The sequence below is a fragment of the Pseudarthrobacter sp. SSS035 genome, from assembly GCF_023273875.1.
In the GTDB taxonomy this organism is placed as follows: Bacteria; Actinomycetota; Actinomycetes; order Actinomycetales; family Micrococcaceae; genus Arthrobacter.
The window spans coordinates 1460128-1482790 of record NZ_CP096882.1 but is presented as its reverse complement, the minus strand read 5'-3'; the positions used below and the strand labels follow the sequence as shown (position 1 = coordinate 1482790).

19 protein-coding genes and 1 pseudogene are annotated in these 22663 nt (G+C 66.2%); 15 read left to right on the top strand and 5 right to left on the bottom strand.

Annotated features, from left to right (window positions below; all coding sequences use genetic code 11):
- The first annotated feature begins 119 nt into the window (after positions 1-119).
- The 10 genes and pseudogenes from MUN23_RS06740 (at position 120) to MUN23_RS06695 (ending at position 11781) form a co-directional block, all read left to right on the top strand.
- The gene (locus tag MUN23_RS06740) at positions 120-1586 is read left to right on the top strand and encodes a GntP family transporter (RefSeq protein ID WP_248763109.1); all 1467 of its coding nucleotides are present in this window, start codon (positions 120-122) and stop codon (positions 1584-1586) included.
- Positions 1586-2437, top strand: a complete 852-nt coding sequence (locus tag MUN23_RS06735; RefSeq protein ID WP_248763108.1) for a class II fructose-bisphosphate aldolase — start codon at positions 1586-1588, stop codon at positions 2435-2437. The genes MUN23_RS06740 and MUN23_RS06735 overlap by 1 nt, the downstream gene beginning before the upstream one ends.
- A gap of 36 nt (positions 2438-2473) precedes the next feature.
- A complete protein-coding gene (locus MUN23_RS06730) occupies positions 2474-2878 on the top strand; it encodes a DUF1304 domain-containing protein (RefSeq protein WP_248763107.1) in 405 nt (134 codons plus the stop codon).
- Between the two features lie 129 nt (positions 2879-3007).
- Positions 3008-4372 carry an acyltransferase gene (locus MUN23_RS06725; protein WP_371876031.1) on the top strand — a complete coding sequence of 455 codons (1365 nt, stop codon included), beginning with the start codon at positions 3008-3010 and terminating at the stop codon, positions 4370-4372.
- The gene (locus MUN23_RS06720; protein WP_248763105.1) at positions 4369-4698 is read left to right on the top strand and encodes a GNAT family N-acetyltransferase; all 330 of its coding nucleotides are present in this window, start codon (positions 4369-4371) and stop codon (positions 4696-4698) included. Before MUN23_RS06725 ends, MUN23_RS06720 begins: the two co-directional genes overlap by 4 nt.
- Positions 4699-4994: 296 nt before the next feature.
- Positions 4995-6585 (top strand): annotated as a pseudogene (locus tag MUN23_RS06715) (aspartate aminotransferase family protein).
- Entirely contained in the window at positions 6582-7997 is a 1416-nt protein-coding gene (locus MUN23_RS06710; protein WP_248763104.1) for a lysine N(6)-hydroxylase/L-ornithine N(5)-oxygenase family protein, read from the top strand. Before MUN23_RS06715 ends, MUN23_RS06710 begins: the two are co-directional and overlap by 4 nt.
- Entirely contained in the window at positions 7994-8587 is a 594-nt protein-coding gene (locus MUN23_RS06705; protein ID WP_248763103.1) for a GNAT family N-acetyltransferase, read from the top strand. The genes MUN23_RS06710 and MUN23_RS06705 overlap by 4 nt, the downstream gene beginning before the upstream one ends.
- Positions 8588-8652: 65 nt before the next feature.
- The gene (locus MUN23_RS06700; RefSeq protein ID WP_248764016.1) at positions 8653-10509 is read left to right on the top strand and encodes an IucA/IucC family siderophore biosynthesis protein; all 1857 of its coding nucleotides are present in this window, start codon (positions 8653-8655) and stop codon (positions 10507-10509) included.
- Positions 10510-10593: 84 nt separating this feature from the next.
- Positions 10594-11781 (top strand): IS30 family transposase, encoded by a 1188-nt coding sequence (locus MUN23_RS06695; RefSeq protein ID WP_371875902.1) that lies wholly within the window; start codon positions 10594-10596, stop codon positions 11779-11781.
- Between the two features lie 126 nt (positions 11782-11907).
- Here MUN23_RS06695 and MUN23_RS06690 read toward each other — a convergent pair whose 3' ends face one another.
- Together MUN23_RS06690 and MUN23_RS06685 are read right to left on the bottom strand one after the other, a co-directional pair.
- Positions 11908-13155 carry an RNA polymerase sigma factor gene (locus MUN23_RS06690; protein ID WP_248763102.1) on the bottom strand — a complete coding sequence of 416 codons (1248 nt, stop codon included), beginning with the start codon at positions 13153-13155 and terminating at the stop codon, positions 11908-11910.
- A 29-nt stretch (positions 13156-13184) separates the two neighbouring features.
- Positions 13185-13604 (bottom strand): YciI family protein, encoded by a 420-nt coding sequence (locus MUN23_RS06685; protein WP_248763101.1) that lies wholly within the window; start codon positions 13602-13604, stop codon positions 13185-13187.
- Positions 13605-13812: 208 nt separating this feature from the next.
- Here MUN23_RS06685 and MUN23_RS06680 point away from each other — a divergent pair, with 208 nt between their 5' ends.
- Together MUN23_RS06680 and MUN23_RS06675 are read left to right on the top strand one after the other, a co-directional pair.
- On the top strand, positions 13813-14169 hold the full coding sequence (locus MUN23_RS06680) for a VOC family protein (RefSeq protein WP_248763100.1): 357 nt from the start codon (positions 13813-13815) through the stop codon (positions 14167-14169).
- Between the two features lie 18 nt (positions 14170-14187).
- Positions 14188-14955, top strand: a complete 768-nt coding sequence (locus tag MUN23_RS06675) for an SDR family oxidoreductase (protein ID WP_248763099.1) — start codon at positions 14188-14190, stop codon at positions 14953-14955.
- Here MUN23_RS06675 and MUN23_RS06670 read toward each other — a convergent pair.
- Together MUN23_RS06670 and MUN23_RS06665 are read right to left on the bottom strand one after the other, a co-directional pair.
- The gene (locus MUN23_RS06670; RefSeq protein WP_248763098.1) at positions 14921-16000 is read right to left on the bottom strand and encodes an FUSC family protein; all 1080 of its coding nucleotides are present in this window, start codon (positions 15998-16000) and stop codon (positions 14921-14923) included. The two genes, MUN23_RS06675 and MUN23_RS06670, sit on opposite strands and share 35 nt — an antisense overlap.
- Positions 16001-16238: 238 nt before the next feature.
- Entirely contained in the window at positions 16239-17837 is a 1599-nt protein-coding gene (locus tag MUN23_RS06665; RefSeq protein WP_248763097.1) for an MFS transporter, read from the bottom strand.
- A gap of 492 nt (positions 17838-18329) precedes the next feature.
- Here MUN23_RS06665 and MUN23_RS06660 point away from each other — a divergent pair, with 492 nt between their 5' ends.
- Both MUN23_RS06660 and MUN23_RS06655 read left to right on the top strand, forming a co-directional pair.
- Positions 18330-18542, top strand: a complete 213-nt coding sequence (locus tag MUN23_RS06660; protein WP_248763096.1) for a hypothetical protein — start codon at positions 18330-18332, stop codon at positions 18540-18542.
- Between the two features lie 71 nt (positions 18543-18613).
- Complete coding sequence (locus MUN23_RS06655; protein ID WP_248763095.1) at positions 18614-18874, top strand: hypothetical protein; 261 nt, start codon at positions 18614-18616, stop codon at positions 18872-18874.
- A 129-nt stretch (positions 18875-19003) separates the two neighbouring features.
- On the opposite strand, the gene MUN23_RS06650 is transcribed toward MUN23_RS06655, so the two are convergent.
- Complete coding sequence (locus MUN23_RS06650) at positions 19004-21526, bottom strand: ATP-dependent DNA ligase (RefSeq protein WP_248763094.1); 2523 nt, start codon at positions 21524-21526, stop codon at positions 19004-19006.
- Positions 21527-21566: 40 nt separating this feature from the next.
- On the opposite strand from MUN23_RS06650, the gene MUN23_RS06645 reads away from it, so the two are divergent.
- Positions 21567-22601, top strand: coding sequence for a Ku protein (locus MUN23_RS06645; RefSeq protein ID WP_248763093.1), 1035 nt, complete (start codon positions 21567-21569; stop codon positions 22599-22601).
- Positions 22602-22663: the final 62 nt, after the last annotated feature.

Below are 22663 nucleotides of genomic sequence, written 5' to 3'. Positions count from 1 at the left end.
GTACGACGACGGCGGTCCCCCCTCCGCCGTCGTCGTATCTTCCAGCGTTCACAAAGCACAAGAAACAGCGCCCGCCAGCCCGTCTTCTGGAAGACTGGCTTGTCGAAGGAGACACCGCAATGAACCCCCTGACCAACTCGCTGATGGTGCGGGCGGCCGACGCCCCCGCCATCAAACCCGCGGTGGAGCTGGGTACTCCGCTGCTCCTCACCATCGCGGCGATCGGCATCGCCGTCCTGCTGGTGATGATCATCCGCTTCAAGATCCAGGCCTTTGTGGCCCTGCTGACCGTAAGCATCGCCGTGGCCGTGGCCGCGCAGATCCCGCTGAAGGACGTCTTCACCGTCGTCGCCAACGGTGTGGGCGGAACCATGGGCAAGGTAGCCCTGCTGATCGCGCTCGGCGCCGTCCTGGGCCGGATGATCGAGGTTTCCGGCGGCGTCCAGTCGCTGGCCGCGCACTTCACCGAGAAGCTTGGCGCCAAGCGCGTCGCGGTGGCGCTCACCGCCGTCGGCTTCCTGGTGGCCATCCCCGTGTTCTTCGAGGTGGGCATCATTGTGCTCGTCCCGATCGTCTACGCCTTTGCGAAGATCGCCAACGTGCACCCGGTCAAGTTCGGCCTGCCGATGGCCGGCATTATGCTCTCCATCCACGTCGCCGTGCCGCCGCACCCGGGCATCGTGGCAGGCGCCGGCGTGTTCGGCGCCGACATCGGGCTCATCACGCTGATCTCCCTGCTCATCTGCATCCCGCTCGGCTTCCTGTCCTACTGGGTAGCCAGCATCATGAACCGCAAGGAGTACGAGCTCCTCCCCGGCGTCAAGGCCCAGGTGGACGAATTCGGTTCCGACTCCCTGGTCAAGGTCGGCCACCAGGGCCCCGGCGCCGTAGGCATCGCCCCGCCGCGTCCGGCCCTGATCATCTTCCTCATCGCCGCGCCGATCGTGCAGATCCTCATCGGCACCCTGGGCACGCTCACCATCCCCAAGGACAACTCCTGGTACGGCCTGGCTGCCTTCATCGGCAACCCGTTCTTTGCCCTCCTGGTGGCCGTTGCCCTGTCCTTCTTCCTGCTGGCGGTCCGCCGCAACTGGTCCCTGAAGGAAACCGGCGAGATCTTCGAAGGCGCCCTGCCTCCCATCGCGTCCATCCTGATGGTTGTCGCGGCCGGCGGTGTGTTCGGTGAGGTCCTGCGGACCTCCGGCATCGGTGCCGCGCTGTCCCAGACGCTGGACCACCTGGGCCTGCCGGTCATTGTGCTCGGCTTCGTGATCTCGCTGGCACTGCGTGCAGCCCAGGGTTCGGCAACCGTCGCCATCGTCACCACCACCGGCCTGCTGACCTCCGCCGTGATGGAAGGCGGCTACTCGCCGGCCCAGATCGCCGTCATCGTGATCGCCATCGGTTTCGGCTCGCTGGGCCTGTCCCACGTGACTGACGCCGGCTTCTGGACCGTGGTGCGCTACTACGGCCTCACCGTCTCGGACGGCCTGAAAACCTGGACCGTCCTCACCACCGTCCTCGGCGTGGCCGGCTTCATCCTGACCTACGTGGCCTGGATCCTGGTGGGAGGCCTGAGCGTCTGATGCGCACCCGACTCGACCACCTCGTCACCGCTGCCCTCCAGCAGGGCTCCGCCGTTCCAGCCTTCACCTGCTACGACTTCACCACCGCGCTCGCCGTTGTGGGCGCGGCCGAAGACGCGGGCCGCGGGGTCATCCTGCTGGTGGCCCCCAAAACGGCCGGCACGTCCAACGGCCTCCGCCTGATCGCCGCGCTCCGCGGGCTGGCAGACTCCGCCTCCGTTCCCGTGGCCGTCCAGCTGGACCACGCGACGGACCTGCGGGTGATGGCCGACGCCGTCGCTGCGGGGGCGGATTCGGTCCTCGCGGACGGCTCGTCCCTTCCGTATGAGGACAACATTGCGCTGGTCCGGGAGGCGCGCGCTGTGCTGGGTGCCGACGTCGTGCTTGAAGCGGAACTCGGCGGCCTCGCCGGCGACGAGGACCGTGCCTTCGGCGCCGACGAAGCCGGTGTGGCCGTGGCCGGCCTGACGGACTCCGCGCAGGTGGAGGACTTTGTGGCCCGGACCGGTGCCGAACTCCTGGCTGTTGCGGTGGGCAACGTCCACGGCAAGTACAAGGGCGAGCCGCAGCTGCGCTGGGACGTCCTGCAGGACATTGCCGTGCGGACCCACATCCCGCTCGTGCTCCACGGCGCGTCCGGCATTCCGGCGGGGGAGCTGTTCAAGGCTGCCGCCATGAACGTGGGCAAGGTGAACTTCAATACCGAGCTCCGCACCGGCGTGCTGTCCACGCTCCAGGAACAGCTGCCGGCGCACCGGGCCGACGGCGAGAACCTCCAGGGCTTGCTCGGCCACTGGAACACCTCGGCCAGGGAATTCGCCACGTCGGCGTTGGGCATGCTCACCCGCTGACGCTCGTTTGAGTTTTGGGGAGGCTAGGATCAGCACATGATCCTGGCCTCCCTGCTTTTTGCCTTCCTCGCCGCCGCGCTCCATGTGTACATCTTCACCATGGAATCCCTCACCTGGACCACGCCGGCCACGTGGAAGCGCTTCGGACTCGCCTCCCAGGCCGACGCCGAGACCACCAAACCCCTCGCCTACAACCAGGGCTTCTACAACCTGTTCCTGGCCATTGGCGCGTTCATCGGGGTGGGCTGCGTGGCGCTTGGCCCCGACGCTTCGGCGCAGCACGTGGTGGGCTGGACGCTGATCTTCAGCTGCTGCGGCTCCATGCTGCTCGCAGCGGCGGTGCTGGCACTCAGCGGGAAAAAGTACCTCCGCGCCGCGGTACTGCAAGGCACGACGCCGTTGCTCGCCGTCGTGCTTGGGTTGCTGGCCGTTGCCGGCTGACTGACGCTCCTGAGGCGACCACTGCTGAGGCGACGTTGTGCCCGTTTCTGGCCGGGACCACGCTTTTCTGGCCGGGAGCGCATCGCGGGCGGACAATTGAGTCAACAACAGCATCGGCGCTTGTAGGGACTGCACGTGAGTGGTGTGAAGGGGCCAGCCCCGCACAGTGAACAGGCGGTCCAGCGCGACCTCGTGATCGACCTTGTCCGGTTCGTCTGCCTGGCCCTGGTGGTGGTGGGCCACTGCATGATGGTCAGCCCCGTCCTGCAGGGGGACGGCACCGTGACCTCCAAAAATACGCTGGGCGATCAGCCGTGGTTCGAGCCCGTCATCTGGATCTTCATGGTGATGCCGCTGTTTTTCGTGACCGGCGGCACCACCGGCCTCCAGTCCTGGCAGCGGCTGAGAGCCCGCGGCGGTACGGGCGTCGAGTTTGCCCAGGCCCGGCTGCTGCGGCTGGTCCGCCCGGCGGCGGCACTCCTGGCGGTGATGTTCCTGGGCTTTTCGGCGGCGCTCCTGCTCGGCGTGGACCCCCAGGTGGTCCAGCTGATGGCCACCGGGGCCGGCATGCCCCTGTGGTTCCTCGCCGCCTACCTGGCAGCCCAGCTCAACATCCCGCTCCTGGCCCGGTTCCACGAGCGCGCGCCCTGGCTGACCGTTGCGGTCCTGGCGGCCCTCGTGGTGGCCATCGACTGCTTCCGCGGAGCCCTGCCCCTGCTCGCCTACGCAAATCTTGTTTTCCTGTGGTGCGCCGTGCAGCAGCTTGGTTTCCTGATGGCCGACGGTCACCTGGCCAGGCTCACGCGCTCCGGCCTGGTGGGGCTCATCCTGGCAGTCAACCTGCTGCTCGGGCTGGTCACTGGCCTGGGTCTCTACTCCGGGAACATGCTGGTCAACCTCAACCCGCCCAACCTCTGCCTGCTGCTCCTGGGTGTGTCCCAGGCTGCCGCGCTCCAGCTTTTCCGGCCGGGGCTCGGCTGGGTTTCCGGGGTGCGCTGGATCCGCGCGGTGGTCATGGTTGCCGGCCGCCGCTCCATGACCGTGTACCTCTGGCACCTGCCGTTGCTCGCGGCCATGTCCGGGCTCCTGCTCCTCACCGACTTCCCCAAGCCCGCGGCAGGCACCGCCGAATGGTGGTGGGCCCGTCCGCTGGTCCTCCTGGGGGTTGTGGCCCTCCTGCTCCCGGTGCTGGCCGCGTTCGGCCACCTTGAGGAACGTTCGACGGCGTCTGTCCACACCCGCGGCCGGCCCGCCGCCGCGGTGGTGATGGCCGCCGTCGTCGTCTTCATTCCGGTGGCGGACGCTGCCCTCAACGGCCTGACGCTGGGCCTGCTCGGAGGCGGCGCAGCATGCTTTGTGTTGGCCGTCCTGCTGCTGGGCCGGATGCCCGAACGTGTCCCCGGCGATGTCGGTGCCGAACGCGTCGCCCACGATGGCAGCCAGTCTGACGGGCCATTGCCAGCGGGGCCAAGTAGTGCCAATGTCGAACCATGACTGAGAACATGATTTCCACCGAGGACAAGTTTAGCCCTGACGTCTCGCTGTCCAGGGATGACGAGCATCACCGCTACGAGCTGCGGGTGGGCGGAAAGGTCGCCGTCCAGTCCTTCTTCCGGGACCTGCCCGGACATGTGGATTTCCTCCACACCGACACCGCCGAGGACTTCAAGGGCCAGGGGCTGGGCAAGGTGCTGGCTCACTTCGCGCTCGACGACGTGGTGGCCTCGGGCAAACGGATCATCCCGCATTGCCCCTTCATCTCCGGCTACCTCCGTGCCCACGAGGGCTACGAACAGCACATCGACTGGCCGGACAACTAGCTCGAACGGTCATTTAAGCCCCCTCGAACCAGCGCGAACGGTCATTTAGCCCCCGGAAACTCCCTCCGGAGGGCCTTGAGTGTCCGTTTTCGCGGAGTATTTTGCACCCGATTCTCGATCGGGGCCAGTCAATGACGCGCCCGCGACCTGAAGAACGCCCTTATTCCCGCGGCTTAAGATAAATAAGTCACTAAAGTTTGACGAAAAGGTTCACCTAAGTAAGGCTTACCTTGCTAACGACCCCCAACGTCGAACTAAGGATGACCACTGTGCCGCTGCTGCCCCGTGTTGAAGAGATGTACGTGGATGAAAATCGGGTGAGCGAAACCCTGCCCGGGCAGGATTTCGGCTCCCGCGTGGAGCTGGCCCTCGCTGCCACCAACCATCTGTTCAACACCAGGAACTCCACCCGGTACGTGGCGCAGGTGCTGCAGGGCGTCAACGCCGTGGCCACCAAAATCGACCGCACCACCCGGCCCTTTACCGGCGTCGGGCCTGCCGAAATGAAGGCGCGCATCGGCGCCGTAGACCTGGACCAGCCGCTCCCGGACACCGCCGCGGCGCTGGAAGAGCTGGAGACCGTGTACCTCCGGGACGCCATCTACTTCCACGATGCGAAGTACGCGGCACACCTGAACTGCCCGGTGGTGATCCCGGCGCTGGTAGGGGAGGCCATCCTGTCCGCGGTGAACTCCTCGATGGACACCTGGGACCAGAGCGCCGGGGCCACCATGATCGAGCGCCGGCTCATCGACTGGACCGCCGAACGGCTGCAGCTGGGGGGCGGCAGCCGACGGCGTGTTCACCTCCGGAGGCAGCCAGTCCAACCTGCAGGCACTGCTGATCGCGCGCAACCACGCCGTTGCCGGGCTGCGGCAGGAGCCAGCCAACGCCGGACTCCGGCTGCCCGCTCTGCTGGAAAAGCTCCGGATTTTCACGTCGGCAGACAGCCACTTCAGCATCCAGAAGTCCGCGTCCATGCTGGGCATGGGCTTCGACGCCGTCATCTCCATCCCCTGCGCCGCGGACCACAAGATGGACCCGGCCGCGCTCGCCGAGGCCATGGCGGAAACCCACGACGCCGGGCTGGTGCCGATGGCGGTTGTGGCCACCGCCGGGACCACCGACTTCGGTGCGGTGGACCCGCTCGCGGACCTCGCCGCCCTGGCCCGCGCCTACGGTGCCTGGTTCCACGTAGATGCGGCTTACGGCGGCGGGCTGATGGTTTCCGGCCGCTACCGCCGCCTGCTCGACGGGACCCGCCTGGCAGACTCCGTCACCGTGGACTTCCACAAAACGTTCTTCCAGCCCGTCAGCTCCAGCGCCCTGCTGGTCCGCGACCGCGCCATGCTCCAGCACGTCACGTACTACGCGGACTACCTGAACCCGGAAAGCGCCGCCTTGGCCGAGATCCCCAACCAGGTGGACAAGAGCATCCAGACCACCCGGCGCTTTGACGCCCTCAAGCTGTGGCTGACCCTGCGCATCATGGGCGCGGATGCCATCGGCGCCCTGTTTGATGAAGCGATCGATCTCGCCGCCCGGGTGGGATCAGTGCTGGCGGCCGACGACGAATTTGAACTCGCCGCCGAACCGCAGCTCAGCACGCTGGTCTTCCGGTACCGGCCGCCTGTCTCCGACGGGAGGCTTTCGGAGGATTCGGCCGACGCCCTCAACCCGGCCATCCGTGCAGCGATCTTCGCGTCCGGGCAGGCCGTGGTGGCCGGCACCAAGGTGGCTGGCCGCCACTACCTGAAGTTCACGCTCCTCAACGCCGAGGCCACCCTCGAGGACATCAGCGAGATTATCGAGCTGCTGCGCCGCACCGGCGCGCAGCTGCTGGCCGGCGCAGGCACCACCAACAGCCCCAGCGAGGTGTCCGCATGAGCACATCCACGGAGCCGCGCATTTTCGACTTCGCCGGGATCGGTGTCGGGCCCTTCAACCTGGGCCTCGCCGCCCTCAGCGAGCCGGTGGACGGCCTGGATGGCGTCTTCCTGGAGCAACGGGAATCCTTCGACTGGCACCCTGGGATGATGCTTGAGCCGGCCCATCTCCAGGTGCCGTTTATGGCGGACCTGGTGACGCTGGCCGACCCCACCTCGCCGTACTCGTTCCTGAATTTCCTCAAGCAGACCGGCCGGCTCTACCGGTTCTACATCCGGGAAAACTTCTATCCGCTGCGCGCCGAGTACAACCAGTACTGCCAGTGGGTGGCCGGCCAGCTGCGCTCCGTCCGTTTTAGCACAGCTGTGCTGGATGTAACGTACGACGCCGGCGTGTACCGCCTTTCGGTGGAAGGTCCGGACGGGCCTGAGGTGCTGCTGGCGCGGCGGCTGGTGCTGGGCACCGGCACCTCGCCGTACGTGCCGGCGTCCTGTGACGGAATAGTCGACGCGGCCGCGAATGGCGGCGGGGGACTTGTCCTCCACAACGCCGATTACCTGTCGAGGAAGAGTGAGCTGCAGGCCAAACGGAGCATCACCATCGTGGGCAGCGGCCAGAGCGCCGCGGAAATCTACTGCGAGCTCCTGCAGGACATGGACACCTACGGCTACCAGCTGAACTGGGTCACCCGGTCCGGGAGGTTCTTCCCGCTGGAGTACACCAAGCTCACCCTGGAGATGACCTCGCCGGAGTACGTGGACTACTTCCACGGGCTGCCGCAGGACCAGCGCGACGGCCTCATCAAGAGCCAGAAGAACCTGTACAAAGGCATCAACTCCGAGCTGATCGACGCCATCTATGACCTCCTGTACAGCAAGAGCCTCTCTGGCATGGTGGACACCCAGCTCCTGACCCATTCGTCGCTCACCGGCGCCGCTTGGGATCAGGCCACCGGTTCCCACACCCTGCAGCTCCGGCACGAGGAGCAGGGCTCGGATTATGTGCTGGACAGCGAGGCCGTGGTCCTGGCCACCGGCTACACCTACCGGGAGCCGGACTTCCTGGCGGGCATCCAGGACCGGATTGCCAGGGACTCCGCCGGCCGGTTCGCCGTGGCACGCAACTACAGCACCGGCGTCGAACCTGGCGAACTTTTCGTCCAGAACGCCGAGCTGCACACGCACGGCTTTGTTACCCCGGACCTCGGCATGGCCGCCTACCGCAACTCGTGCATCCTGCGCGAGATCACCGGCCGCGAGGTCTATCCAGTGGAGCGCAGCATCGCGTTCCAGCAGTTCGGCGCGCCGGATGGTGTTCCAACTGCTGCCGGCCCGGTCTCCGCTTCAGTCTCCTGTCCGGCCGGACGCAGCGCCGAGCCGGTTCCCACCCAGACTGTGGAGGTGTCCGCATGAGCTTCGCGTTCCGCTGTGTTGACGCCGTTGCCGATGCACCCCTCCTCCACAGCTGGGTCACCCAGCCGTACGCGTCGTTCTGGGGGATGCTGTCCTCCACAGTTGACGGGGTTGTGGAGGAATACTCGAAAATCCAGGCAACGGGGCATCACCATGCCCTGCTGGGGATCAACGACGACGGCGTCCCCGCCTTCCTGATGGAGGAATACCTGCCGGCCGCCTCGCCGCTGGCCGCGATCTATGCCGTGCAGGAGGGCGACATCGGCATGCACCTGCTGGTGGCGCCGCCGTCGGGAGATCCCCAACCGGGGTACACGGCCGCGGTGATGGATGCCGTGCTGGAGCGGTTGTTCGAAAAACCGGGCGTGGAACGCGTGGTGGTGGAACCGGACGCCAGGAACGCCAAGATCCATGTGCTCAACGAGCGGCTGGGCTTCCAGCCGGCGGGGGTGGTCACCCTGCCGGACAAGGAAGCGCTGCTCAGCTTCTGCACACCCCAGGACTACCTCGCCGCCCGCGCAGCGCTGGGCCACCCTCAAGTCCATTCCCATGATCTTTCCGCCCCGATCCTCCAGGGAGCATCACTGTGACCATCATCGAGCTGGACCCCGCCGTCGTGCGGGAATCCGCCCCCGTCATTGACACCGCCTCTGTCATTGGCGTCGCCGCCGACAGGCCGGACAGCACCGCCAACACCGTTCCCCACCTCGCACCCGAACGCTGGGCGGCGGCCAACCGCCACCTGGTCCGCAAGGCGCTCGCGGAATTCCTGCACGAACGCATCCTGGAGCCGCAGCGCCTGGGCTCCGGCAGGGGTGCCGAAGGCCCGGAGGAGCCCTCGGTGTACGTGGTCCGCAGCGACGACGGCCTCACGGCATACTCGTTCACCGCCCGCGTCCTGGAGCTGGAGCACTGGTCCGTGGACGACGCTTCCATCCGCTGCACGCGCGGCGGGGAGGACGCCGCCCCCGATGCCCTGCGTTTCATCACCGAGTTCAAGGACACACTGGGGATCCGCGAGGAGATGCTCCCGGTCTACCTCGAGGAGATCAGCAGCACGCTGGCCGGCCACTCCTACAAGCAGTGGCTGGGACAGCCGTCCGCTGACGAGCTCGTGGCCGGAGTCACCGGCGGCACGGACCCCGCAGCCGACTTCCAGGCCATCGAACGCAGCATGACGGAGGGCCACCCGTGTTTCGTGGCCAACAACGGCAGGCTGGGGTTCGGCATCAGTGACTACCGTGCCTTCGCGCCGGAGACCGGAGCGCCCGTACGCCTGGAGTGGATCGGGGTCCACCGCAGCAAGGCTGTCTTCACTGCCAGCGCCGGACTGGAGTACCGCGACCACCTCGAGGCCGAGCTCGGCGCCGCCGCGCTGCAGTCCTTTGACACCGAATTCACGGCCCAAGGTGTGGACCCCGCCCAGTACTTCCTGATGCCGGTGCATCCGTGGCAGTGGGAGAACAAGCTCACTGTCACGTTCGCTGCCGAAATCGCCCAGCAGCACATCATCCATCTGGGGACCGGCGCAGACAGTTACCAGGCCCAGCAGTCCATCCGCACGTTCTTCAATACGGCCGCGCCAGCCAGGAGCTACGTCAAGACGGCGATGTCCGTCCTGAACATGGGCTTTATGCGGGGACTCTCGCCGCAGTACATGAAGGCAACCCCCGCCATCAACGACTGGCTGCGGGACCTGATCCGGTCAGACGAAGCCCTGCAGAAACGCGGCCTGGCCATGATCAGCGAGATCGCTGCCATCGGCTACCACAACGGCTACTACGAGGCCGCGTCCGCCAAGGGCTCGCCGTACCGGAAGATGCTGTCCGCGCTGTGGAGGGAAAGTCCGCTCCCCCTGCTGGAGAACGGCCAGCAGCTTGCCACCATGGCGTCCCTGCTCCACGTCGATTCGACCGGCAAACCGATGGTGTCTGCCCTGATTGAGCGCTCCGGACTGGAGCCTGCCGAATGGCTGCGCCGCTACTTCGAGGCCTACCTCGTCCCGTTGGTCCACTGCCTCTACCGGTACGAACTCGCCTTTATGCCGCATGGCGAGAACGTGATCCTGGTGCTGGATAACGGTGTGCCCGTCCGCGCGGTGATGAAGGACATCGCCGAGGAAATCGTGGTGATGGGGCGGCGGCTGGACCTGCCCGAGGAGGTATCACGGATCCAGGTTGATATCCCTGACGGCGAAAAGGTGCTGGCCATCTTTACGGATGTGTTCGACTGCATCTTCCGCTTCCTCGGTGCCCTGCTGGTGGAGGACGGGAAACTCGGCGAGGAGGAGTTCTGGGGCACGGCCGCGCGGGTCATCCGGGACTACCAGGCAGAGCACCCGGAGCTGGCGGACCAGTTCGCCCGCCACGACCTGTTCGCCCCTGACTTTGAACTGTCGTGCCTTAACCGGCTGCAGCTGCGGAACAACCAGCAGATGCTTGACCTCACGGACCCGTCCGGCGGGTTGCAGATGGCCGGCCGGCTCGCCAACCCGCTCGCCAGGTTCGCGTAGCGTCGTCGAGGTGGCAGTTCGCGGCAGTTGCGGCGCGGCAGAGTCATACGGTCGTAGCAACGCTCTGATTGATGGAGCGTTTTCATGGCCAGATCATTTCCTCCGAATACCCGCACCGAGTTCGTTGACATGGTGTGTGGCGGGATGTCGATTGTCGCTGCCGCGCGGCGTGTCGGAGTCACGCATGGGGCTGGGAGGAACTGGTGGGCCCAGTCTGGCCACATGATGACTGTGAACATGGGCGCTGTTGGGGGTCTTTCGGATCCGGCACCGACGGCGGACGGTCCGGGTGGCCGGGCGTTGAACTTGGCTGATCGGGGGATGATCCAGATGGGTCGGCGGAAGGGACTCAGCTATGCCGACATTGGTGAGGCGATTGGTCGGGACAAGTCGGTGGTCTGGCGGGAGGTGAACCGGAACGCCAGCGCGGACGGGGTGTATTACGCCTCGGTCGCCCATACGAGGGCGCATCAGGCCAGGCGCCGGCCCAAGGCGTTGAAGCTGGTCGAGGACGAGGATCTGTGCCGGCTGATCGGCGTGTGGATGGATGACGGGTGGAGTCCGAAACTGATCTCGGCGATGTTGGCGTTTTACTTCGCCGGTGATCACACTATGCAGGTGAGCCACGAGACGATCTACCAGGCGCTGTATGTTCAATCCCGCGGAAGTCTGCGGGCAGATCTGGCCGAGAAGCTCAGCCTGAAGCGGAAGCAGCGCGTTCCCCACGCCGCGGACCGGCACAAGAACAGCCCTTACAAGGAGGCGTTCAAGATCAGTGCGCGCCCGGCCGAGGTCCAGGACCGGGCAGTGCCGGGGCATTGGGAAGGTGACCTCATCATCGGCTGCGACGGGACCGCGATCGGAACACTCGTGGAACGCTCGACCAGGTTCACGATCCTCCTCCACCTCGCCGGGGACCACACCGCTGAGACTGTCGCCGCCGCGATGATCCGGGAGATGGGCCAGCTCCCGGATCACCTGCGACGGTCGATCACCTGGGACCGCGGCACGGAACTGGCCGAATACGCCCAAATCCAGACCGCACTCGAGACCACGCTCTACTTCTGCGACCCGCACTCACCCTGGCAGCGCGGGACCAACGAGAACACCAACCGGCTCCTGCGGTTCTGGTTCGAGAAAGGCTCTGACCTCTCCGTTCACACCCCGGAGGACCTCCGCCGGGTCGCCGCGAAACTCAACCGCCGGCCCCGGCCCACCCTTAACCTCGAGACCCCAGCCAACCGGCTGAACCAGCTGCTACACGCGGCATAAACCCCCGCGTTGCTCCGACTACTTGACTTTGCCCCCCCAACACTGCTGTGAAGTGCCACCTCGGCGGGCGGGCGGGGGCTTAAGCGTCCGTTCGCGCTCGGTGCTGGAGCGCGGCCCACCCCGGGGTCAGCTGAGCTCGTCCACCTTGCGCTGCAGCACCGCGCGCTCGGCGGCGTTCCCGCACAGCGCCACGGCCTGCAGGAGTGCGGACCGTGCGTCGTCACGCCTGCCGAGCCGGGTGAGCATCTCGCCACGGACCGCGGGAAGCAGATGCGAGCCCGCCAGTTCGCCGCGTGCGGCGATCGCCTCCACCAGCTCCAGTCCGTCCGCCGGGCCGGAGGCCATCGCGACGGCGACCGCACGGTTGAGTTCGACGACCGGGGACGGGGCCAGCCGGCCGAGGGCTTCGTAGAGGATGACGATCCGCTGCCAGTTCGTCTCGGCAACCGAAAGAGCTACCGCGTGGCACTCCGCGATGGAAGCCTGGAGACCGTACGCACCCAAGCCGCGTCCGGATCCCGCGGCCCGCGCCAGCGCCGCACGTCCGCGCCGGATCGCGGACTGATCCCACCGCCGTCGGTCCTGGTCTTCCAGAAGCACCGGGCGGCCGGACGCATCGAGCCGGGCCGGGAACCGCGCGGCGGTGAGTTCCATCAGCGCAATCAGCCCGAACACCTCGGGCTCCGGCGAGATCCTCACTAGCACCCGGGCCAGGCGGCGGGCTTCGCCGGCCAGGTCCGTGCGGATCCATTCCGCGCCGCCCGAGGCAAACGAGCCCTCCGTGAAGATCAGGTAGATGACGTTGAGCACCGAGCCGAGCCGTTCAGTCCGCTCGTGCGGCTCAGGCACAGCGAAAGGCACCTGCGCGGCGGCCAGCGTCTTCTTGGCACGGGTGATACGTGCCTGGATCGTCGCCACCGGGACCAGAAAAGCCTTGGCAATCGCGTCGCTGCCCAAGCCGCCCACTACGCGTAGCGTCAACGCGATCCGGGCCTCCTTGGCCAGCACCGGATGGCAGGAGATGAACATCAGGGCGAGCACGTCGTCGTCGATCGCTTCGGGGTCGAACAGGGCGTCCGCTCCTGGCTCCTCGACTGAGAGGTCGCTGGCCAGCAGGGCGTACTTTTCGTCCCGCGCCGCCCGCCGGCGGAACGTGTCAATCGCACGACGGCGGCCTGTGGTGAGGAGCCAGCCGGCGGGTTCGGCGGGTACACCGTTGACGGACCAGGAGACGAGTGCCTCGGCTAGGGCCTCCTGGGCGAGATCCTCGGCCAGCGGGAAATCGCCCGTGTAGCGGGCCAGGGCGCCGACGATGCGGGCGGATTCCATCCGCCACACTGCCTCGACGGCGCCCCGCGCCTCAGTGCCACTCACGTCAGAGCCAGCGGCTCAGAGCTGCCCGGTCACAGCTGCCCGGTCTGCTCGCGCCAGGCGCGTTCCTTCTGGATCCATTCGTTGTCCTGCGGGAACTCATCGATGCTGGTCACGCGCCGGATCTCGGTCTTGGTGCCCGCCGTCATGGGGGCCCGCTTGGCCCACTCGACGGCTTCCTGGATCGATGCCACATCCAGGATGTAGTAGCCACCGAACAGTTCCTTGGTTTCGCCGTAGGGGCCATCGGTGACCACCGGTGTTTCGCCGGTGAAGTCGACCACCACCCCGCCCTTCGCGTCGTCGAGGCCTTCGGCCGCCAACAGGACCCCGGCGCGGATGAGCTCGTCATTGAACTTGCCCATGGCCTCGAGGATTTCGTTGAAATCGATGTTCTCGAACTTCGCGAACGCCTCGTCGTCTGCGCGCATAATCAACATGTACTTGGCCATCACGTACTCCTTGGTTTGTGGAAGGTCGCCCTTCGACCTTCTCATCCATAGGTCGAACGGCGCGAGGCCCGATCGACACAAACCCAGGACTTTTTCTGGACCGCTGAGCGAACACCGTGGCTCTGGACCGGGGTGCCGGGCAGGTCTAGGGTGGGTTCGTTCGATGGGCCGCACCCGACCCACCTGAGCTACAAAAGAAGGAGAAGCCATGGCCGGCGAACCAGCGTTCTTTGAAATCGGCGTCGAAGATCCTGAGCGCGGCAGGGCGTTCTACGGCGCGCTCTTCGGCTGGGACTTCAGGCCCGGACCGTCCAATGAGGGCGGGTCCATCATCGGCACACCCGGCATCCCCGGCGGGCTGCACGGCGGCGACAAGGGCGCGGTGCCTTACCTGTTCTTCCGGGTGGACGACATGGATGCCGCCCTGGCCCGGGTGCGTGACCTGGGCGGCTCGACGGACAGTACGGAACTGGGCGACGAGGACCCGGCAGAGTACGGGCGCTTCAGGCTCTGCAAGGACGATCAGGGCTCAACCTTCGGCCTGCACCAGCCGCCGGTGCCGTAACACGGCTAGTCTGGGCGCATGGAGACACCCACCACCGCGCTCGTAACAGGGGCAACCGCAGGACTGGGAGCCGAGTTCGCCCGCCAGCTCGCGCAGGAAGGCCACCACATGGTGCTGGTGGCCCGCGACGCCGCCCGGCTCCGGCAGATCGCCGACGAACTGGAGCGTGACTACAGCGTTTCCACGGAGGTGCTGCCCGCAGACCTGACGGACGACGCCGGGGTGGCAGCCGTCGTCGGGCGTCTCACGGACGCCGCGCGGCCGGTTGAGGTCCTGGTGAACAATGCGGGGATCGGACTGCTGCATTCGTTCGAAAAAAACTCCTTGGCGGACGAGACGAGGCACCTTCGCCTGCACGTGCAGACCCCCATGGAGCTCTGCCATGCCGCCCTGCAGGGGATGCTGGAACGGCATTCCGGGCGGATCATCAACGTGGCCAGCGTGTCGGCTTTCGCCAACCGCGGCAGCTACTCGGCTGCGAAAGGCTGGCAGGTCATCTTCAGCCGCTGGGCCAACCTGGCCTACGGACCGAGAGGCGTGCACGTCACGGCGCTGTGCCCCGGATTCACGCACACCGAATTCCACGACCGCATGGGCATGGACAAATCGGTCGCCCCACGCTGGCTGTGGCTGCGGGCGGACCAGGTGGTCCGGGACGGCCTCGCCGATAACGCCCGCGGGAAGGGCGTTTCGATCCCCACCAAACGCTACAAACTGGTGGCCGTCATCTCGCGCGTGCTGCCGGCGCGGTTTACCTCCGGGCCGCCGCGGCGTCCGAAGCAGTAGCCCTCCGCGGCGCACGGACAGTCACCACCACGGCGATACCGATCACGGCGCCCACAAAGGTCTCCACCGCGCGTTCGGTGACCAGCAGGCCCGGGTCCGCGGGCGCAGCAAGCTGCGTCATGAGCAGGATCACCGGCGTGAAGAAGACCATGGCCCAGCCGTAGTGCCGCGCCATGAAGAGTTCGGTGGGGAACTGGAAAGCGATCACCAGCAGCGCCAGCACGGCGGCAGTGTGGCCGCGGAAATACTGCAGCGGGGACAACGGTCCCGGGAAAAGTACGACGGCGACCAGTGCCAAACCGACGAACGTCCCCACTATGCGGTGGATCCCGCGGTGGACGCGGCTGGGCAGGTCGGCCCCCGCGAGCGGGACGGCGGCCGCGGCCATGGCCCAGTGCGGGTGGCCGCTGCCGCTCAGGACACCGCAGGTTCCGGCGGCACCGACGGCCAGGACATAGCGGGCGGCGTGCACCAGCGCAGCCTGCCGGAGTTCACCGCTGAGACGCGGAGCATCCCGCACGGCACCGGCCTGCCAGGCCCGGACCCGCAGCCAGCCGGCGAAGCCCACCAGGATCGAGAACGCGGCCGAGGCCGCACCGATCAGCACGGCCGTCAGGAACGGCACATTGGTTGGGACCGAGGCGCAGGCGCCCAGTGCCAGGATGCCGAAGAACGGTCCGTTGGGCTTGAGCTTCACTTTGTCGGAGAACAGGGAACCGGCGCCGGCCAGCACGGCCTCCACAAGCACCAGCCACCAGGAGTGGAGGTGGTTGACGGACAGGAACACACCCACCGAAATGCCGCTGACCAGGACCACAGCCGCCTGCGCCTGGTGCTTGAGGCGAAGCTGGTGGGTTTCCGAGCGTCCATACATGCCGGTCAGGGCACCGAAGACCGCGTACATGGTCAGCTCGGGACGGCCGATGGCCAGGAGTACCAGGGAGGGCACTGCCACACTGAGGGCAACCCGAACGGCCGAGAGCCGGTCGTTGTTCGCCGGGCCCAGGGCGTGCAGCGTGCGGGCATGGGCCATGACTCTGCGCACAGCCAACACCACCTATTCCTCAAGCCCTTGTTCGAAAATTAGCAGAAGCCCGGAATGCTGACCATTAGCTGGGTCACAGGGCGTCGCGTGGGCACGGCCGGAAGGGCGGCGCCGGGCACGGCTAAGGCCCGCCCTGCGTGCTTCCCCCAAGGAAAGCGCGCGGGACGGGCCTTTGAGCGCGGGCTACAAGACGGCCCGGTCAGGCCGGTTTGTTGTTGCGGTGCTTAGACTGTGGTGCCTAGACTCCGGCCGGAACCTTGGCGGCCGCGGCATCGGTGACGTCCTGGGATTCGAACGGCATGTCGGCCAGGTCGATCAGCGGGTTTTCGTCCTGAGTTGCAACCAGTTCCTTGGCTTCGGCCTGGGTGTCCACGCTGGGCATGGAGCCGGGCAGCGGACGCTTGGCTGATTCCTTCAGGAAGTAGATGGCCACAGCCCCGATGGCTGAGGTCGCCATGAGGTAGTAGGCCGGCATCATGTCATCGCCGGTCGCCGTGATCAGCGCGGCCACGATGAACGGCGTGGTGCCGCCGAAGATGGCAACTGCGAAGTTGTAGGCGATACCCATGGCGCTGTACCTGTTGGCTGTCGGGAACTGTGCGGGCAATGCCGAGGCGAGGTTCGCCACATAGAACGTCACCGGGAACGCGATCAGCGAAAGGCCTGCCAGCGTGGACCAGACGTCACCGATGCCGATCAGCAGGAACGCCGGCGTAGCCAGCACCACGGTGCTGATGGCGCCGATCCAGAGGACCGGCCGGCGGCCGATGCGGTCGGACAGCTTGCCCGTCAGCGGGATGCACAAGGCCATGATGACCAGCACGGGGATGGTCAGCAGTGTGCCGTGGACGGGATCGTAGCCCTTGGACTCCGTGAGGTACGTCGGCATGTAGGACGTCAAGGCGTACCCGGCGGTGTTGGCAGCGGCCACAAGGATCATGGCCACGATGAGCGAGCGCCAGTAGGCCTTGACGATTCCGACCGGACTCTTGGCGGCGTCCACGTCAGCTGCTGCGGCGGCCTGCCCGATGGATTCCTGGGCATCCAGCGTGGCCTGGAACTGAGGGGATTCCTCGATCTTGTTCCGGAAGTAGATGGCGATGAGGCCCAGCGGGCCGGCAATGAGGAAGGGTATGCGCCAGCCCCATTCCTCCATGGCTGTCTGGCCAAGGGTCAGCTGCAGGACAGAAACCAGCGCCGCACCCAGGGCAAAGCCGAGGTAGCTGCCCATGTCCAGGAAGCTTGCAAAGAATCCACGACGCTTATCCGGGGCGTATTCGCTCACGAACGTGGTGGCGCCTGCGTATTCACCGCCGGTGGAGAAGCCCTGTACAAGCTTCAGGATTACCAGCAGCGCAGCGGCCCAGATGCCGATCTGGGCGTATCCGGGCAACAGCCCGACGGCGAACGTACTGGCAGCCATAATCATCAGTGTTGCGGCGAGTACCTTCTGCCGCCCGATCTTGTCGCCGAGCCAGCCGAACACAACACCGCCGAGTGGACGGGCAATGAAGGTGGCAGCGAACGTTCCAAGCAGGAACAGCGTCTGGACGGACTTGTCGGCCTCGGGAAGGAAGACAGGTCCCATGGTGGTGATCAGGTAGCCGAACACGCCGACGTCGAACCACTCCATGGTGTTACCCACGATGGTTCCGCCGAGCGCTTTTTTCAGCATGGGCTGGTTTACAACATTCACGTCGGACTCTTTGAGCCTGCGGCGTGCAAGGATCTTCGGTTTACGCGCACTGGGGAGTGCGTTATTTGGTGCTGCGTCGTTGGGTCGGCTGGCGTTGTTCACGCCTGCTGAAGAGTCGGTCGTGCTTCGGTCTGTGGGCATTTGGGCGACTCCTATGGAGGTCATTTGCTTGCGACTTGTAGCTGCCCCGCTCTGGGCAGGCTTCCAATTTTACGCGGATTCCATGGCAAATGAGAGTTTTATACCGTAAAGTGCCTTCCTTAGAGAGGGTTTCCACCGGTTTTCAGGGATTTCTTTTGGGTGCTCTCGCCCCGTCATCATTGGGATTCGGGCGGTTCGGGCCCATCGTTACGGAATCTTTTTGTCCACGACCCCTTTTTTGCGCCATTTTTCCCCTGATTCGCGCGGAAAAGTGACAGCCGCCACGGCCGTTCGGGCACCAGTTCCGGCCGCCACCCGGCCCCATGTACAGGCCGGAAACCGGGGGTTCACAACCGAGCCTGAAACTGCCTATTGTTGAACCATGGGAACACTGATTTTTGAGTAGGCGGACGCCTGCGGCCTGGTACCACCGGCCCCGTCCATGCTGATCTCGTCAGACACACTGATTCTCCTCAGAAAGGTTCCACCAAAATGACTGCAAACAACACGCCCAGCCAGCCCGAATCCGCGCAGGACGACGCCGAAGCCAAGGGCATCCGGGCCGGGCTGACCGAAGCGCAGCGGGCCATGCTGGCCAGCAAATCCAGGGGCGGCGACTCCGGGCTGCAGAGCGTCGGCAAGAACCACAAGCCCACCCATGTCAGCGGCAAGCAGGGCCCGGCAGAGAAGAAGGTCCGCTGGTAAATCCAGCGCCAGGACAGCACGCCAGACCTACTATTGGTAACCACTTCATTTCATTGCGGAAGGAAGAAAAAATGGCTGAAAAACATGCTGGACCAAAGATCGAACCGGAGGTCGCGGACCATCTCGCGGCAGCCATGGACACCCCGACCATGCCGGACCCGGCCACCATTGCGGTGACCACGGCGATGGCCGGCGAACGCCACTGGCCGGACGGCAACGGCAAGCGCCGGCACCCCAAAGAGCGGGGTGAAGGCCACGGCCGCGTGGGCCAGGAAGCTGCAGTGACGGCCGTGCACCGTACCGGACGCCCGCAGATGCCGCACTCGTCCTAGGAACACCCCCGCTGACGACGCACATCTGACCTGGCGACACACAAAAGGCCTGGAGACACCCGAAGATTCGGGTGTCTCCAGGCCTTTTGTGTGTCCCGGGAGAATTTGCGCGTCGCCAACGCAGCCTCACTAGCCCTCCGGCACTACTTCGTCGGCGTTCTTGTCCAGCCGCCAGCCCCGCCACACAGGATGCCTGAGCTTCCCGCTGCCCGTCCACTGGCCGAAGGTCACCTCGCCGACCAGCCGTGGCGTCACCCAGTGGGCGTCCGAGGCATCCTCGCGGGGAACGTCGTCGAACGGTGACGTCTTGCGCGCCAGATCGTCCACCTTCTGCCGGAGTTCCTCCAGTTCGCGCATGCTGAACCCGCTGCCCACCCGGCCCACATACCGCAGCTTGTTGCCGTCGGGGATGCCCACCAGCAGCGAACCTACCGAACCCTGCCGCCCGCCCTTGCCCGGCCGCCAGCCGCCCACCACCACTTCCTGGGACTGCTCCAGCTTGATCTTGATCCACGTCCGGGTCCGCTGCCCGCTGACGTAGCGGCTGTCGGTCCGCTTGGCCATCACGCCCTCGAGCCCCAGCTCCTGCGCGCTCTCCAGGATGTGCTCGATCCTCTCGTCCAGGACGGCGGACAGCTCCACGGGACACTCCGACGGGCGATGGAACTCCTCCAGCCGCAGCCGCCGCTTCGCGAAAGGCAGCCGGCGAAGGTCCTCGCCGCCGTCGGACAGCAGGTCAAAAAGCATCAGCCGGACAGGGATTGCTGCGCGGGCCTTGGCGACGTCGGCCGGCCGGGTCAGTTTCATGCGTCCCTGGAGCAGCCCGAAATCGGGTCTGCCGGAAGGCCCGACGGCGATAATCTCACCGTCGGCGACGAACGGGCCCGCCGGCCAGCAGGTCCGGTCCGTCAGTTCGGGGTAGGTTGCGGTGACGTCGATGCCGTTGCGGCTGAAGATCCGGATTTTCTTTTCGTCCGCGACCAGCAGGCCACGCACGCCGTCCCACTTCAGTTCGAACTGCCAGTCGCTGCCGTGCAGGTCGGCGGCGGTCCCGGACGTTGCCATCATGGGGCCGAAATCTTCAGCACGCAGTGGGGAAGGCACGGCCGCGGCCGGGGAAACGTCCACGGCAGGCTCAGCCCCGGAAGCCGCCGCCGCCGCATCATCCGCCGCGCCCTCCGCCGGCTCACCCTCCGCCGGAGCCTGCCGCGGATGAAAGGTGTGGTGGTCCTTGTCCATCAGGTGGATGAGCCATTGCCCTTCGGCGTCCCTGCCCTGCCCCCGGCCGGTGTGGATGAGGGCAAACTTCTTGGTGCCGCCCAGGCCGCCGCCCTCGGCGCCGGTCAGCGTGGCGATGACCTCCCGGCCGTTGATCCATTTCTCCAGTTCATACGTGCCGTGGTCCCAGATAGTGACTTCGCCGGCGCCGTACTGGCCTCTGGGAATGGTGCCCTCAAACGTGGCGTAGTCCAAAGGGTGGTCCTCGGTCTGGACCGCCAGGTGGTTCTTCCCGCCGGATTCCGGGATGCCTTTCGGGAGGGCCCACGACACCAGCACACCCTCGTGCTCCAGCCGGAAATCGAAGTGCAGCCTGCTGGCATGGTGCTCCTGGATCACGAAAGTATCCCCGTTTCCGGAGGCGCCGGAGAACGGCTCAGGCGTCGCGTCAGGGTCCCGCATCGACCGGTACCGCTCCAGTCGGGCGTGGGCGCCGCCGTCGTCCGTCTTCGCACTGGGGTTCCCGGCGTCCCCGGGGTGCCCGGCACCCCGGTCGACAGCGGCGAACGGGTCTTTTCCCGCCTTGACCCGGCGCAGCACGGCTTTGTAGTCGAGGTGCTCGAGCTTGGCAGACCCGATCTCCTGCCAGGTCCGCGGGGCGGCCACCGTGGGCGTGAGGCGGCCGCGCAGGGAGTACGGAACGATGGTGGTCTTGGCGGCGCTGTTCTGGCTCCAGTCCACCAGCACCTTGCCTGTGCGCAGCGTCTTTTTCATGTCGCTCACGGCGAGATCCGGGTGGTCCGCTTCCAGCGCGCGGGCCAGTTCGTGGGCAAAGTCCGAGATCTGATCGGAGGTCTGCGTCCCATCAAGGCCGGCGTAGAGGTGGATGCCCTTGCTGCCGCTGGTCACCGGCACCGGCTCCAGGCCCACGTCCTGCAGGATGGCGCGAGCCAGAAGGGCAACCTCGGCGCATTCCTCCAGTCCGGCACCGTTGCCGGGATCGAGGTCCAGGACCAGGCGGTCCGGGTTCAGCTGCTTGCCGTGGGAGTCCACCTGCCACTGGGGGACGTGGATTTCCAGCGAATTGATCTGGCCGAACCAGGTGAGCGTGGCGGGATCGTTCACCATCGGGTAGTAGATGGTCCGGTCCTTGTGCGTGATGGCGGCGCGGGGGAGCCAGCCCGGCGCTGAATCCTCCAGGTTCTTCTGGAAAAACACCTCGCCGGGTTGCCCGGCGGTGCCCACGCCGTTGACCCATCGCTTGCGGGTGGCGGGCCGGTTGGCCGCGGCGGGAATCAGAACATGGGCCACGGCGGCGTAGTAGGCCAGGACATCAGCCTTGGTGGTGCCGGTCTCCGGGTAGATGATTTTGTCCAGGTTGGTGAGCGTCAGTTCCCTCCCCGCCACCCTGACACGCTCCTTAGGGCCGGCCATGGGTCTTCACCTCCGGCCCCGGGTGATGTTCACTTGAGGGATGAGAGCCATCTGGAAAGGTGCCATCGCGTTCGGCCTGGTCAACGTGCCCGTGAAGGTCTACAGCGCCACCGAGGACCACGACATCAGCCTCCACCAGGTCCACAGTGCCGACGGCGGCCGGATCCGATACCAGCGCCGGTGCGAGGTCTGCAGCAAGATCATCGACTATTCGGACATCGACAAGGCGTTTGAGGACGAGGGCCGCACGGTGGTCCTGTCCAAGGATGAGCTCAAATCCATCCCGGCGGAGAACAGCCACGAGATCGAGGTGGTCCAGTTTGTTCCGTCGGAGCAGCTGGAACCGATGATGTTCGAGAAGAGCTATTACCTCGAGCCGGATTCCAAGTCGCCCAAGGCCTATGTCCTGCTGCGCCGGGCGCTCGAGGATACGGACCGTGTGGCCATCGTCCAGTTCGCCCTGCGCGAGAAGACACGGCTGGGGGCGCTGCGCATCAAGGACGAGGTGCTGGTGCTGCAGTCCCTGCTGTGGCCCGACGAGGTCCGGGAGGCCAGCTTCCCCGCTCTGGACACGTCCATCCGGATTTCCGCCCAGGAACGCGAAATGTCCGCCGCCCTCGTGGAGTCCATGGCCGCGGATTTCGAACCCGAGCACTTCACCGATGACTACCAGGTGCAGCTCCGGAAGCTCATCGAGGCCAAGCTGGAGAAGGGCGATTCGCTCGATACCGACGAAACGTTCGGCGCGGAAGCGGGTGAGGGCGGCAACGGCGAGGTCATCGACCTGATGGAGGCGCTGAAGCGCAGCCTGGAGCGGAAGCGCGGCGGCGGGAAGCCTGCCGCCTCTGACAATGCGGACGCTGAGGACGCGGCCTCCGGGGACGCGGACGACGCCGGCACAGGAGAAAGTGCCGACAGTTCCGGCGGGAAGGCTCCCGCCAAAGCCGGTGCCAAGACTGCGGGGACGAGGACAACGAGTGCCAAGACCGCTGCAGCGAAGTCCTCCGAAACCAAAACCGCCGCCGCGAAGCCTGCGGCGAAGGCCACCGCCACGCGGGCGCGAAAGGGCGCTTGAGGCCGTCCGCGCAAAACCGGACCGGGAATGCGTAGGCCGCGAACACGCTGTGTTGGTGGGGA

Coding starts and splice junctions, on each gene's coding strand:
- MUN23_RS06665 (WP_248763097.1), bottom strand. CDS start 17,837: ATGCCCACAGACCGAAGCACGACCGACTCTTCAGCAGGCGTGAACAAC.
- MUN23_RS06680 (WP_248763100.1), top strand. CDS start 13,813: ATGGCCGGCGAACCAGCGTTCTTTGAAATCGGCGTCGAAGATCCTGAG.
- MUN23_RS06695 (WP_371875902.1), top strand. CDS start 10,594: ATGGCCAGATCATTTCCTCCGAATACCCGCACCGAGTTCGTTGACATG.
- MUN23_RS06645 (WP_248763093.1), top strand. CDS start 21,567: ATGAGAGCCATCTGGAAAGGTGCCATCGCGTTCGGCCTGGTCAACGTG.
- MUN23_RS06705 (WP_248763103.1), top strand. CDS start 7,994: ATGAGCTTCGCGTTCCGCTGTGTTGACGCCGTTGCCGATGCACCCCTC.
- MUN23_RS06720 (WP_248763105.1), top strand. CDS start 4,369: ATGACTGAGAACATGATTTCCACCGAGGACAAGTTTAGCCCTGACGTC.
- MUN23_RS06730 (WP_248763107.1), top strand. CDS start 2,474: ATGATCCTGGCCTCCCTGCTTTTTGCCTTCCTCGCCGCCGCGCTCCAT.
- MUN23_RS06740 (WP_248763109.1), top strand. CDS start 120: ATGAACCCCCTGACCAACTCGCTGATGGTGCGGGCGGCCGACGCCCCC.
- MUN23_RS06735 (WP_248763108.1), top strand. CDS start 1,586: ATGCGCACCCGACTCGACCACCTCGTCACCGCTGCCCTCCAGCAGGGC.
- MUN23_RS06675 (WP_248763099.1), top strand. CDS start 14,188: ATGGAGACACCCACCACCGCGCTCGTAACAGGGGCAACCGCAGGACTG.
- MUN23_RS06650 (WP_248763094.1), bottom strand. CDS start 21,526: ATGGCCGGCCCTAAGGAGCGTGTCAGGGTGGCGGGGAGGGAACTGACG.
- MUN23_RS06685 (WP_248763101.1), bottom strand. CDS start 13,604: ATGGCCAAGTACATGTTGATTATGCGCGCAGACGACGAGGCGTTCGCG.
- MUN23_RS06655 (WP_248763095.1), top strand. CDS start 18,614: ATGGCTGAAAAACATGCTGGACCAAAGATCGAACCGGAGGTCGCGGAC.
- MUN23_RS06660 (WP_248763096.1), top strand. CDS start 18,330: ATGACTGCAAACAACACGCCCAGCCAGCCCGAATCCGCGCAGGACGAC.
- MUN23_RS06710 (WP_248763104.1), top strand. CDS start 6,582: ATGAGCACATCCACGGAGCCGCGCATTTTCGACTTCGCCGGGATCGGT.